The organism is Paenibacillus silviterrae (assembly GCF_030167925.1).
GTDB lineage: Bacteria > Bacillota > Bacilli > Paenibacillales > NBRC-103111 > Paenibacillus_G > Paenibacillus_G silviterrae.
On the sequence record NZ_JASKUT010000001.1, the window covers coordinates 3,098,212 to 3,112,146 of the forward strand.

Below are 13,935 nucleotides of genomic sequence, written 5' to 3' on the forward strand. Positions count from 1 at the left end.
TGGAGTGAGGCTAGTAACCATTCCGGCTTGAACGAACCTCATAACACCTCACTCCTTTCACTCATGATACGTTTATTGTACCCCCTGCCACCTTTTTCTAACAGGGAGAAAATCACTTTATACATTCTTTCCCACTGCCGAAGCCTTGGGGAATCGGGATGCCCAGCCTATCAAAAGCAGTAATAAAGCTGAGAACATCACCGGCACCAGCAGGGTTTGCTCTACCGTGAAGCGGTCCATGCTCCATCCGGTAAGCAGCGGCAGCAGTGCGCCGCCAACCCCGCCGGAGGCAATTAACAGGCTGGTGATTCGTTCCTCCCTTCCAGGAAAAAATCCATTTGCATAAATCAGTAAAATCGCAAACATGCCGGATAGCATTAGCCCTATCAACAAAACCAAGGCGAAGCTTCCCCACAGACCGGTATTCATGGCAAAAGCCCCTAACAGAAGCGTTGCCCCCGCAATGCTCCAGAGCAAGTATCTGGGAGTCCCGACCCTCTCTACCACATTCGCTGCAAAGAGCCTTCCGATTGCCATGGCTCCCCAGAAGCAAGTCGCGCTAAGTGCCCCAATCTCCGGCTTGACGTGCAGTGTCTCGATAAACATCGACGGCAGAAAATTGGCGATGCTCATCTCTGTACCTACGTACACAAGGAAGATGAGCAAGAAAACACCCAGATATAACGCAGGAGCACCTTTCGACGGTTGGGGCGAAACAGCCTCTGTGCCCCCGTTCCCTCCCTCTGTCCGGCTCATGAGCGAAGACATGCTGCCGAGAGGCAGGAACAGCCACATCAGCAGCAGGGCCGCTGATGACGATGCCAGCATGATGAAGGCGCCGCGCCACATGCCAAGAGCGATCATGAGCGACGAAATGAGCGGCATGACGAGCGCCCCTACACCGAAGAACACCTCAAGCCGGGTCATTACTTTGGTTTTGCGCTGCTCCTCCAAATACTGAATGACCAATGCGCCGATCACCGTCTCCACCATACCGAAGCCGAAGCCTGCCAGCGGGGCAACCGTCATGACGATAGTCCATGGTGGCAGCAGTGCAAAAACCAGTTCTGCAGCCGTTAAGCAGGTTAGTGAGAGCAGCAGCGCTCCCCTTTTGCCCAACCGGGCCGACCACCAAGGACCGGAAAGCACCCCTACCAGAAAGCCGGCGAATTGTAAGGCGATGAGCTGTCCCCCGGAGCTATAATCTACAGCATAATAGCTCAGCATTTCTGGCAGCAAAGAGCCCACGATGACATGCGCCAATCCGATTAATAAATAAGAGCCGTAGCCACACCATAAGAAAGTTTTCATTTAATTTCTCCTACCTGTCAACACTTAGTGAAACTAGATTTCAGTAATCCTGTACATATTTTCCTATTGTATCAAAACGGCTTTTCACAGGAAATAAGAAAAGCATTTTTTGCAGCACATCCTGTAGAAGTATCTTCTTGCCTCTAAGAAAAAACGCACTTGCAGCAACTCCTGCAAGCGCGCTTTTATACCAGCCTACTGTAACAACGGCTCCAAAACTCGAACCGACCCAATATGTCTTAGTTGAAACAATACATCGGCTCTGTCAAAGACTCCATCTTCTGTAACATCCACTCGGTTTCTAATGTGATAGTTTACATCACTAATCGTGTGTCGTTCATTTACCAGTACTTCATCGGCCTCAAATACCCCATACTGCGAGAAATGTGTTGCATGGATGGTGATAGTACCGCGAGTGTAATCCTTTATTCTTGATTGCTGATATTCCCATTTGCGAGTCTCCGAATTGTAATAATAAATCGCAGCTTTTCTCGCGTCTCCGCTAAATGGCATGGTCAGCTCTACAGGATGATTGGGATCGATCGTTACTCCAGACAAGGTGAAGTCGATGACCTTGCCTGCCTGCTTAAACTTCAGAGGATCCATATTGGACAAGTCAGGTGTTGTAATTTCTTGTGTCTTGATACTTGCATTGGCAGCTATACTCGCACCGCCCAAATTCATACTAATGCCGCTTCCCATACCGACCACCTTGGTACTAGGACTTATTCCTACCGTAGTATTTAGCGGCACAGACCGGAATATATCAATGGAATACGTTTTGACGACTGCGTTCCCTTGAATTACATCAACTTCCATGATATTCGAGCCGCTTTGAAGTGTTCCTGCCGGCTCCAAGTACCCGCCATTTACAACGCCCCCGCGTACAACCAAATGAGCAGAAGGGGAATGATTAAAGGCAAGCTTCACCGTAGAAGTTTCATTTGCCACTAAGGCTGAGTAGTTGACAGGCTCTATCCTAGTGATCTTCGTCTGCATGTCCGTTGCAAAAAGTTCAAGGAATCCGGGATCTGCCGGCTCCCGATTAATCAAAGCGTAGTATATCCGAACTGATCCAGTAGCAGAAATAACTTGAATCTCCACTGTGTTTGGGAACAATCCTGTATTAGGTAATGATATGGAGAGCGGCTGTCCATTGTACGAATTGCCGTTCACTTTTATCTGCGCTCCTGAAGCAGTCGTAGCTGCCGTCAGAGTGATGCTGGTTTGGGTAAACGGAACAATCCGCTTCGAATATCCGTAGGTCAGCACTTGGTTAGTAACATCTTCATCGTCCAGCTTCAGAAAACTCAAGATCGCACTGGAAGCTCCGGGATCACTAACCCCAAATTCATATGTCTTTATACTCCCGTAAGTATTCACTACAGAAATCGTGAAGCTATTGGCGGTAGCGACACTCACGGTAAAACTCCCGTCTGGCATAAGAGAATAAGTATCAGCCGTTACGGATACTTGGCTCGCTCCGTATATTTGTCCGGATAAAATAGGTACCGTTCCCGGTGTCCGTTCGATCGTATAGCTATATACATTGTTGTTTACCGTAGGCCCGATCAAAGAAGCCCCGGAACTTACCGTTAACCCAATAATTCCACTTTCGTGGGGAAGAGGTGCCGTTATGAAATTGACCACCGGATTATCCAAGCTCTCGTTGCCGAGTGTATCCATAGCCTTAATCTCTATGCCATAAGCCGTGTCAGGCAGCAATCCTTCTAACTGATAATGTAGGGTTTCGCCTGATCCTGTCTCCGTACGCAGCACAGTACCAAGATACGGATTCTTCAAAATAATCTTGTAAGCAGCAATCCCATTCTCATCCGTTGCCGCCATCCAATGGACCTCAGCACTATGATACGTTACCTGTGTTACGGAAGCTGTTTTATTAGGAAAGACCGGATTACTTGGTAATCCTGATAAAAGCACGGTTCCTGGCAAGCTTCGTTCTTCCGACCAGTCATTCAGTGTATAAATACCAATTTTTTTGGCTCCTGCCGGCACCTGCGTATTCATTGGAATCATTACTCTCATAAGGCTTGAGTAATAGCTCGCCCCATAAGGATCCACAATACCTATGGACTGAACGGGTGAGCCGCTTTCGTTCAAAAAATAGACGGCGTATCTATTTTCTGAAGAAGGTGCATTCCATGTTAGCTCGCCCCCAATTTGATCGGAGTCCGGATCCAGGTCAGTAAAACTTAAATTGGAAGGCGATGTTACCTCTCCAATTGAGTAAGGTAGCGGTGCATCGGCTGGGACTTGATCCCAGTACATGGCAGGCATATACTCGCGGGAGATATACCCGTCTTTCTCTACAGTAAGATGAAACAAGTCATCCGGCGGTTCGTTCCACTCTTTCGAAAGGGTTACCTCATAAGTGGCTGCTCCGCTCTTAGGAACACGAGCAAGCACATATGGTTTGTAGGAGCTGTTCTTAAAAACAATCACATAATTGTCGAACGTGGATTCATCCTGAGATGCGTTCCATGTGAACTTGGGCCGCACTACCCCCTCAAGAGGATTCATATCAGCCATTCCAAAATGATTTGGCTTGAATTCGGTATTATCCAGAAGTGGAGTGTAGGCCGCTGTGCGAGTCTCCCCGCCGTTAACTAAATATAGGCGAATTCCGACGGCGTCAGCCGGTATTGCGGTCCCTTGCGGAATTCCAAGATAATAATTGCTGGTAAGCTGCCCGGCAATAACTTCGCCTAAGCTGCCCGCCGTTGTTCCGTCCGACTTCTCGAAATAAGCTTTGAAATGCTGTTCGGCATAATAGTCCGATTTCATCCAGTACATCGTCCCGCCGATTTTTCCTTTCGCCGGATCCCCATCTACAAACTCCAGCTGATAAGGCTGGCCAAACGGGATTAAGGTAGCGCTATACGTTGTACTGCCTTCTATATACACATAGTCCTCATAATAAACAAATTCTTCAAGGTCATCATACACTCTGATTTGATACTGGCCAGGGTACATGTTTGAGAAGGTTACCCTTCCATTCTCATCGGTCTCTCCGGTTGTTCGATATCGGGAACCTTGTCTGGATGCCTTTACCGTTATCCCGCTTGAAGCAGGGAGTATGGCTCCGGAGTTCCATTGGTTTACCTGCAATGATATCGAGCTGTTTCCAGGAGTAATATAGTAGCCGGCCCCCCCGTTATCAACATTTACTACCGGTCCTTCCACGTCGCCTGCCATGGTCTGAAAGGTCACTTTATAGAACTGCCCCGGATCGAAGCCCATATCGGAATGAAGTGTTTGAAATTCCGATCCACTAAAACCATATCCTTTGAAATAATCTATAGGATTCCCTTCGACACCAACCAACGGAACGGGAGTGCCGTCCATTTTGTATACACGAATAAGTACTTTGTCTATTTTGGAAAGCGGAGGTATCGTATATTGAAATAACATTTCATTGTCATTATACAATTGCACACCGGGATTCATTACAGCTTTAGGTTGTAAATCAGCGTCCGGATAGGCTTGTAACGGAATAAGCTGAGCGGGTGATCCTAAATCCATGTATTCGTATAAATTGGGGTTGATAAAACCGAACCAGTATGTCGGATAATACCCCTCCGCATTAGCTCCCCATCCCCACGCCGCTCCGCTTGTTGTAACGACAAAGTTTCTGCTGCTCGCAGCTTGAATGGACTTGATTCCTGTTACTTCCGACGCTACTTGTATAAAAGATAAATATTGACGAGTCCATAAATCGTCGGTTATCTGCTTGTTGTAATTGCTGCCGGCACCATAGGTCGTGCCGTCAGACATCATCATGATTGTGTGCGATATCCCGGAGGATACACTTACAGGTGTCTTCCCTGCTGGAAGAGGAATTTCGGTCGGAACGTTCCTATTGTCCGTATTCCCGAGACCTAGCTCCCCATTACCATTAGATCCCCATCCATATAGCTTGCCGCCACCATAGGCAAACGACCTTGGAGAAGTGGAATCTGCCGAAATCCAAGTCATTCCATTGAACACTTCCGCGGCAAGGTTAGCTGAATTGGTTGTTCCATCGCCGAGCTGTCCACTATAATTGGCCCCCCACGCGAAAACCTTTCCGTCTGATCTCAAGGCAAGAGCGTGGTTGCTGCCAGCTGCGACCTGAATGATATCCGTCAGCTCGGAATCCGTCTGGTCTTTCACAATAATGGGAGTGGCGCTCTCCGACACAGAGCCATAACCAAGCTCACCAAATGGACCATTTCCCCATGCGTACAGTTTTTTATCACTGCCTATGGCATAAGCTGTCGATTGCGAAGCGGCTATCGCCGTAATTGTTGGAAGACCAGGCACTTTTGTTGGGGTTGTGCTTTGAAGTCCACCATAGCTAGCAAGCGTTCCCCATATGTAAACTTCTCCCGTGCCGGTAAGGGCCAGCGTATAGCTTCCCCCTGCCTTGACATCCACAACGTTACTAAGTCCAGCAACCTGCTTCATGATAAGGGAATGGGAGGTAGTATAGGAAGATTGAGTATAGGCTGACCCTGCATTCGTTCCGTCACCCAGCTGATACAGGTCGTTCTTCCCCCAAGCCCATACCGTTCCGTCCTTTGCTAGAGCAACCGTATGCGAGCTGCTGCCGGTTATCTTCTCATATCCCGGTGGAGGCTGTATCTGTGCCGAAGCATGACCCGAGAAGGGAAACAACGTGGAAACAACCAAAAGGAAGGCCAACCAAGCGTGAACCCATCCTTTTATGCTACTTGCTTGAAAATTCATTAACCAGATCAACTCCCGGACATCTGAAGATTTTGTCGATACTTATAGTTAATTATATCTAGCTTTTGGAAGCATTCCTAGTTCTTTTTTCATTTCAAAAGGTTAAATTATTCACATCTTTCCCCTTCACCCACATGCTTCAGCGCCTCCCTGACGCTCAGCGGGGACAGCGGTGTCTCCGCCACGAAGCGCTGTACCGCCTCCGGCGACGTCTTCGCATATTCGCGGAGCGCCCAGCCGATGCCCTTGCGAATAAAAAACTCCTGCTCATGAGCACAGCGGCGAATCAACCGGAAAAGCAGCTCCTCGTCGGTCTTCTCCTTGTAGCCGAGCTGAAACAGCAAGGCCGTACGCCGAAGCCATAGGTTGTCCGAGCCGATCCAGCGCTCCGTATAGGCAGGAATCAGCTCGGAAAAGCGCAGCAGATGCCCGCCGACCAGCTTCGAGGCAAGCAAATCAACCGTATCCCACCAGGACTTGGTGACGATCAGCTTTTCCAAATAGTCAAGATGCCCACGTTCCGCCTTCTTCACGTGCTTTTCCAGCAGTCCCTGCGCGACATACTGAAATTCCCGCTCCGGCAGTGTCCACAGCTCCTCCGCCACACCAAGCAGCTCTCCCCCCTTCGGAATGCCGTACTCCTTCACAAACTCGCGCACCAATACCCTTCTTTCCGGTGTCTTGATTCCCAAGAACGGGAACTGATGCTTCATATAAGCTTCCATCGGCCCTGCTTTTTCCGCGATGGCGCAGGCTCGCATCCGTTCCACCAACAGTTCCGTATATTGACGCATTCGCAACAGCCTCCTTATACCTACCATAAAAACACAAAAAGAGCAGCCATGTCGACTGCTCTTTCGCTCATTACTTATTCTGTTACTACAACCGATTGGGACTCAGCTTCCCAATCCACTTTTGCCTTCAGCGACTCGCTGATAAAACGAACAGGTACCATCGTGCTGCCGTCGTAAATTTCGCCCGGCACTTCCAGCGTTACTTCTTTACCGTCAACAGTTGCTGTTGTGTTGCCGATCTCCAGCTTTACGGTAATGCCGTTCTTCACAACGGTAACCGTGCGGGTTTCCTCATCCCAGCTTACTTCCGCTTTAAGAGATTCCGCGATGGCACGGAAAGGAACCAGTGTGCTGCCGTCTTTAATGAATGGGGCTACCTCGAAATTCGGCTCTTCCCCGTTCACGAAGGCTTTCACGCCTTTCTTGCCCAGCTTGTCGAGGAACTTGCCCAGCTTCTTGTACAGCTCCAGGTTCGCCGGATCCAGCTTGATCGCTTCCTTCTGCACATCAGCCGCCACCTCAACTTCGCCGGTTGCTTCCAGCTCGTCAGCCTTTTCGGACAATGCAGCGGAAGCCGTTACATCAATACCGTATTTGCTGCTCAGCAGATCGGCGATCACGGCGCCGGCTGGCTTATCCTTCACATTCTGGTAAGCGCGCTCCAGCCCTTTGTAGCCATTGCCGTATGTATCGTAAGTAACGGAGGTTACCGTGGCGGAGCCTTCCGTTTTTACTTTCACATCGGTTTCTTTCTTCGTTTCGGTTACTGCAGGCTTGTTCTCCGGAGCGTTGCCGTGCCCGCCCTTATCTTCCTTTGGCGCAGCCAGTGCCGAACCCGCGACGAGAGAGAATGATAGGACGGCGGACATAATGGTTACCATAGATTTTTTCATAAGATAATTCCTCCTTGGTGTCAGAGCGTCTAGGCCCGATTTATACTATATCATTCTTGGACAGTTTCGTGTTTAAGAGGGTTGCAGGTTCACCGGCAGAAAATTATTCCAACGGATTTCGGTATTTTTCAAACTTCCGAAGCACTAGCCGCACCTGGTCCACTCGCTCCTCAAGGCCTCCGAACAGCAGCCGGTAAGGGATTCGGCGCATGGCCAGCTCGGCCAGCAGCTGCCTCTGAAACACATGGCGATGCACCTCACCCGAACGATCCCAGGTGTCGTCATACGGAATATCGTCGGAGCAGACAAAGACCAGATCATACCGCGACGCGGCCCGGTCGGCAAGCAGCTCCAGGCGAGGGTCCGCCTCGCCATGATAATATCGCGCGAACAGACACGTGGTCAGTGCATTGGTATCCACGAACAACACATCCTGCGCTTGCTCCGCGAGCCGGTCCTCACGCTCCAGATGGCCTTCGGCAATCTCCACCAGCTGTTGCGGTGTAAGCCGCCGTTCCACCTGATGCCGCTCCCAATATTCCCGGCCGTATTCCGGCATCCAGGTCGAACGATACACTTCGGCAAGTTTGGCGGCCAGTGTGGTTTTGCCTGTAGAGGGAGCTCCGAGCAGAACCACTCTGGTAATAAGATCCCGGTAAACGAGGGGCTCGACGAGATGACGATACGCATAGGCTCCGCCCCGGACGGCCGTACCGGACACGGCATACTGCAAACGCTTCGGATCCACTTGCCGGTTCACAGCCCCCAGTGCAGCGCTCATGTGCTCTCCGTACGGCTCACTGGAATAAAAATGGGTCACCCGACGTCCCTTCAACAAACCCAAAATATACTCCTCGTGCCTGCGTTTGATCTCCAGGGTATACCCAACCTCAGCCGGTCCGTCCCATGCCTCCAGCACCGTCACCTCCGGGTACCGCTCCCGAATCCACCCTGATCTTACAGGGAGAGGGATCGCGGTCACTTCCGGGCTATCGTAAATAACCACGATAACCTCATCCGTTTCCTTCAGTGCCGTCTCGATCAAATATTGATGTCCGCGGTGAAGCGGAGCAAATTTGCCCAGCGTGAGTCCCACCTTTTTCCGAACAATCGGTTCCATTAGCCTCTGACCTCCCCGCTTTGCTGCATACGATACCCATGCTTCCAGCTGAACAGCCCCGCCGTCGCAATCCCCAGAAATATGACATACAAGAACGCCAGCATATAAAGCTCCTTATAGGCATACATGCCGATTGACAACACATCGACAACAATCCATACGTACCAGCTCTCCACTACCCGGCGCGACAGCAAATATTGGGCGATGACGCTCAGCGTTGCGATTAAGGCATCGGCGTATGGGATCGAAGCATCCGTATAACGTGCCAGCAGGTAGCCCCAGCCGACGGCAGCGAGGATGAGCACCAAGAAGAGAACCAGCCCTTCTCTTCTCTGTAACCTCGCGGATGGACGCACCTTCGCGCTTCCCCGATTCGTTACCCACACATACCAGCCATACAGACTTAAGACAAAGAAGAATACCTGCAATGTCATATCGGCGTACAGCTTCACATCGTAGAACATATAGAAAAAGCAGGCTACATTGACCAAACCGATCGGCCAGCACCATAGATTCTCCCGTGCCGTTAGCCATACACTGAGCAACCCGGTTGTCGTAGCCGCGATCTCCACCGGTGTCGAGGAAGTAAAGTACGCTACAAGCAGCATGCACCCCATCAAGGCTGCCATCACAACAGGATGGTCCAAGCGATCCCAAGGCCTCATCACTCATCATCCTCCTAATGATATTCTCATAACGACAATATTGAACTTTAAAAAAATAAGCCTAGCTGTACAGAGACAGCTTCGGCGTCTCCCCCGCAAACCGATACAGCTGGGCTGCCCGTTGGGAAAATTCATTGGACTTCTTCGGCCTGCCATCCCTGTCGGTTGCTTCCTCCAGCAGTCCGCTGCGGCTTTGGGTCGATTTCATTTTGCGGATAAAATTGGCCTCTTGAAAATTCGGCACTACGGTTGTGATCACCTGATACAGCTCGCTCAGGGTGAATTCCTCCGGTAGAAATTCCTTCGCGATCGTTGTGATCAGCATCTGCTCCCGAATTCTCTCCAATGCATCCGCTACGATCTCTTTGTGATCGAAAGCCAACTGCAGCCGATTCAGGGCATCCTCTACCGGAAAAAGCCCTACCTCCGCCGCATCGTCGGCGGCACGCCGCCCTGCAAGCAGTCTCTCCTGTACGAGCGCCACATACGCGTGCGAGAGGATCCACCCGCGCGGATCGCGTCCAGGCTTGCTGTAAACCCCTAGGTAATCGATGTGCACATCGGCTACCCCCGTTTCCTCCTGAAGCTCGCGCCTCGCCGTCTGCTCCATTGACTCCGTCTCCCTGGAGAAGCCGCCGGGAAGCGCCCACATCCCCTCAAACGGCCACACCTTCCGCCGTATCAGCAGCACCTTCAGCTCCCGCTTAGGCAGCGCCTTCGTCATTCTGGGCTGCGCCTCCGATGTAATGGTAAATATCACGATGTCCGCGGGTGCTCCGTCCGGAGTCCGGTATTTGCTTGAGTTGTACTGACCGTCTTGTTCGTTCATCAAGCTGCATCACCATGTTTCGTTATGATATTTTCATTTTGATATATTCGTTATCAGGAGTCAATAGTTATATGGAACCAAGTGAACACAACGAAAATTACCATCCCGATGCCGAAGACAACGGCAGCCGACTTCATCCGAAATCCTGTCGTGTCGGGCAAGCAGAAGTAAATTAATGGATTGGCTCTCATCAAGTAGAGCAGGACCGCCAGTTCTCCAATCATTCCTGCCCCATGCTTTATGTAGAACACCGGCATATTCTTGTGTACCGAGTCCAAGGCAGCGAAGAATTGGGAAACAGGCCAGATGGCATTGCCGTTCTTAAGGATGCCATAGGCCATATAAAACACTGCCAAATACCAGCCCCACTGCTTACCGAGCCACATGCCTGCCCCTGCAGCCAGCCCTACGGCCGACTGTAAATATAGCGCGATCATCAGCAGCATCGCTTCCATCCCCATCAACCCCGAGAGAGCGGCTATCGCCCGGGCTTGCGTCAGTTCAATGATCAAGGTAACCGCCCCGGTAACAAAAAGCAGCACGGCCAAAATACTGACCCCGATAGGTCGTTCGTAGGAGAAATCGATAATCTCCTGCTCTCCGTTCCGGAATGTATTGGTTTGTAGGAGCGCCATTAGAAACCCCTCCTTTCATGATTCGTCATATTAATACAACGTCCGATGCTAAGTATATAGTTCTACTAAATACATAATTTTCCTGTGTCTTCGTTCATTAAAAAAATTTTAAGTAATAGCTTAATAAGCCTCACCCGAGTAGGCGAAGCTTAAAGAAAGCCGGTGGTATATGATTAACTTTGGCAGACCAGGAGCTGCCTGCTGAAGCTTCCTTTGCGGATGCTGCAGCGTTCCAGGATCCGAAGCCCGCTTGCGGATAACGCCTCGTCGATCTCCTCGATCGTGAGAATGACAACACGGGGCGCCAGCTTCCTGACGCTGCCGAGCATTTTCTTCTGCTCCTCCGTCGGCAGCTTTGAGCATAGGTTGTACGGCATATCCAGAACGGCCGCATCATAAGTCTCCGGGCCTAAGGATGTCATATCAGCCAGCTTCACGACATTCGGGAAGCCGAAATATTCCAGATTAACCCGCGCTCCCCTTATTGCCAGGGGATTGATATCATATCCAACCATTTCTATCCCCATCGACAAGGCCTCGATGAGGACGGTACCGATGCCGCAGCAGGGGTCGATCGTCCTCACTCCGCGGGGCTCCGGCACGGCAATGTTGACAACCGCCCGAGCCACCCGGGTGCTCAGCGCCGTGGAATACTGCTGCGGCTTGTCGACATGCCGGAGCCAAACCGCCTTCTGGCTCTCGCTCTCTCCGAGCAGCCAGCGCCCCTTTATGCAAGCGACGCTATAGACCCGTTCCGGCGTGCGCATCTCCGCCTTCCCCCGGATATGAGCACCGAGCTTGCGCTCTATGGACCGCTGCTCCTGATAATCCGGGTAGGGCTTGTCCGTTTCCAGGAAGACGACCTTGAAGGTGCTTCCCTCCAGCTCCAGTCCTTGCGCCTGCTCACAGAGCTCCGCCAAACTTGCCGCTTCCAGCCGGGCGTGCATCCGCACCTTAACAAAGGGGCTGCGGCTCGGGTCCAGGCAGCGTGCGCTCCATATATAGCGGCCTTCCGAGGCAACCGGCGGCTCCTGCCCGAGCAGCGACTTCAGCTCCAACCGGCACAGCTCTTCTTCATCCTCATGGCAGGCAAATGTGTATAAATAAGACATGCATTCCGCTCCATCCTTAATAAGCTCCCTATATCATATCATAGACGGCTTACTCTTGTTCTAAGGTATGAACCGGGATGCCGCTGCAAGGTTACTTGGATTTCAAGTCCGGCAGCTGGATCGGAAATTCGTGCTCAATTTTCTCTATTCTCCGTGCAATCTCCTCTTGCCAAGCCTTGTCATCCACTAAGGACGCGGCATAGGCGCAATTGTACAACTGCGCGAGCTTTCTGGCGAAATTCGCATTCGCCTGCAGGCACATCGTCAGCTCATTTTGTTCCTCGGCCGTCAGCTCTCTGGCGTGGCTCAACGTCCAAAGCTCGGCCAATTTCCAATGATAAGGCAGCACACTATCCACTCTCCCCGGAATCGATTGCTTACCTTTCCATTGTTGACGATTTCACCTTGCTTTAGACGTTGATTCCAAGTCCCCCGGGGCAAGCCTATGGGAACAATTGGCATAAGGTCGCTTTCCCGCTACATACGATGTAGAGATGGGTGGAATACGGGAGGAGATGAAAGACATGCAGATTCATGTGGTGCAGCGGGGAAATACACTGTACGGGCTGTCACAGGCCTATGGCATATCGGTAGAAAGCATTACGGAGGCCAATCAAATCTCGGCGTCCGACTCGCTGGTCGTCGGCCAGACGCTGGTGATTCCGATCGTGGGCTCTTATTATTGGGTGCGGTCCGGAGACAGCTTGTTCTCTGTTGCGCAAAGGTTCGGGTTAACGGCCGCCCAGCTAGCCTCGGTAAACCGTATCCCTGTCGGAGGCCCGCTGCGCGTCGGCACACGGCTCTATATTCCCCCTAGGCCGAAGCGACGCGCAGAGATCAATGCCTACGTCGAACCGCGGGGGAATGAGGTATCGGAAGAGCTTCAGAGAGCGTCCAGAGAAGCGGCCCCCCAGCTGACCTATCTGGCCCCGTTCAGCTTCCGCATTCAGCGTGACGGCTCGCTCGCGGCGCCCCCTCTCGGCAACCTGCCCACTATCGCGCGCGAAGATGCCGTGACGCTCATGCTGGTGGTCACGAACCTGGAGAAAGACCAGTTCAGCGCCGAGCTCGGAGGGCTGATCTTGAACAGCGAGTCGCTGCAGAATACGCTGCTCGACAACATTATCAGCACGGCGGAGCAATACGGCTTCCGGGACATTCATTTTGACATTGAGCACCTGCATCCGTCAGACCGCGAGGACTACAATCGGTTCCTGCGCAAAGCTGCGGACCGGCTTCATCGGCAGGGCTATCTGATGTCCACCGCTCTCGCGCCCAAGACCAGCGCCACCCAGACGGGTGAGTGGTATACGGCTCACGATTACCGCGCCCACGGGGAAATCGCCGACTTCGTGGTGATCATGACCTACGAGTGGGGCTACAGCGGCGGTCCGCCCATGCCGGTTTCCCCGATCGGTCCTGTGCGACGGGTACTGGAGTATGCGCTCACCGAAATGCCTGGGAATAAAATCATGATGGGGCAAAATCTGTACGGCTACGACTGGACGCTCCCCTTCGTCCCCGGCGGCCGGTATGCACGGGCCTTGAGTCCGCAGGCGGCCATCGCCTTGGCGCGCCGGGAGCAGGCCGCCATTGAGTATGACTATGAGGCGCAGGCTCCGCATTTTGACTATTGGGATGACCGCGGCCGACAGCATAAGGTTTGGTTCGAGGATGCCCGGTCGATCCAGGCCAAGTTCGATCTCGTGAAGGAGCTCGGCCTGCGCGGGGTCAGCTATTGGAAGCTGGGGCTGCCTTTTCTGCAAAATTGGCTGCTGATTGAGGATAATTTCGATGTGGTGAAGCGCGGCTGATCGGCTGATACTA

The 13,935-nt window shown here is 51.9% G+C and carries 11 protein-coding genes; 1 reads left to right on the forward strand and 10 read right to left on the reverse strand.

Annotated elements, in window-relative coordinates:
• Positions 1 to 117: 117 nt before the first annotated feature.
• The 10 genes from QMO62_RS14170 to QMO62_RS14215 form a co-directional block, all read right to left on the reverse strand.
• Positions 118 to 1,311, reverse strand: a complete 1,194-nt coding sequence (locus tag QMO62_RS14170) for an MFS transporter (protein WP_284641834.1) — start codon at positions 1,309 to 1,311, stop codon at positions 118 to 120.
• A gap of 195 nt (positions 1,312 to 1,506) precedes the next feature.
• Positions 1,507 to 6,060 carry an RCC1 domain-containing protein gene (locus QMO62_RS14175; RefSeq protein ID WP_284641837.1) on the reverse strand — a complete coding sequence of 1,518 codons (4,554 nt, stop codon included), beginning with the start codon at positions 6,058 to 6,060 and terminating at the stop codon, positions 1,507 to 1,509.
• A gap of 107 nt (positions 6,061 to 6,167) precedes the next feature.
• Complete coding sequence (locus QMO62_RS14180; RefSeq protein WP_284641839.1) at positions 6,168 to 6,854, reverse strand: DNA alkylation repair protein; 687 nt, start codon at positions 6,852 to 6,854, stop codon at positions 6,168 to 6,170.
• A gap of 74 nt (positions 6,855 to 6,928) precedes the next feature.
• Complete coding sequence (locus QMO62_RS14185) at positions 6,929 to 7,747, reverse strand: copper amine oxidase N-terminal domain-containing protein (protein WP_284641841.1); 819 nt, start codon at positions 7,745 to 7,747, stop codon at positions 6,929 to 6,931.
• Between the two features lie 103 nt (positions 7,748 to 7,850).
• Positions 7,851 to 8,867 (reverse strand): AAA family ATPase, encoded by a 1,017-nt coding sequence (locus tag QMO62_RS14190; RefSeq protein WP_284641843.1) that lies wholly within the window; start codon positions 8,865 to 8,867, stop codon positions 7,851 to 7,853.
• Positions 8,867 to 9,532, reverse strand: a complete 666-nt coding sequence (pnuC, locus tag QMO62_RS14195; protein WP_284644948.1) for a nicotinamide riboside transporter PnuC — start codon at positions 9,530 to 9,532, stop codon at positions 8,867 to 8,869. Before pnuC ends, QMO62_RS14190 begins: the two co-directional genes overlap by 1 nt.
• Before the next feature lie 61 nt (positions 9,533 to 9,593).
• Entirely contained in the window at positions 9,594 to 10,361 is a 768-nt protein-coding gene (locus QMO62_RS14200; RefSeq protein WP_284641845.1) for an NUDIX domain-containing protein, read from the reverse strand.
• A gap of 53 nt (positions 10,362 to 10,414) precedes the next feature.
• A complete protein-coding gene (locus QMO62_RS14205) occupies positions 10,415 to 10,996 on the reverse strand; it encodes a hypothetical protein (protein WP_284641847.1) in 582 nt (193 codons plus the stop codon).
• Between the two features lie 173 nt (positions 10,997 to 11,169).
• On the reverse strand, positions 11,170 to 12,108 hold the full coding sequence (locus QMO62_RS14210) for a TRM11 family SAM-dependent methyltransferase (protein WP_284641849.1): 939 nt from the start codon (positions 12,106 to 12,108) through the stop codon (positions 11,170 to 11,172).
• Positions 12,109 to 12,199: 91 nt separating this feature from the next.
• Entirely contained in the window at positions 12,200 to 12,457 is a 258-nt protein-coding gene (locus QMO62_RS14215; protein ID WP_284641852.1) for a DUF7667 family protein, read from the reverse strand.
• 175 nt (positions 12,458 to 12,632) lie between these two features.
• Here QMO62_RS14215 and QMO62_RS14220 point away from each other — a divergent pair, with 175 nt between their 5' ends.
• Positions 12,633 to 13,922 carry a glycoside hydrolase family 18 protein gene (locus QMO62_RS14220; protein WP_284641853.1) on the forward strand — a complete coding sequence of 430 codons (1,290 nt, stop codon included), beginning with the start codon at positions 12,633 to 12,635 and terminating at the stop codon, positions 13,920 to 13,922.
• Positions 13,923 to 13,935 lie beyond the last annotated feature (13 nt).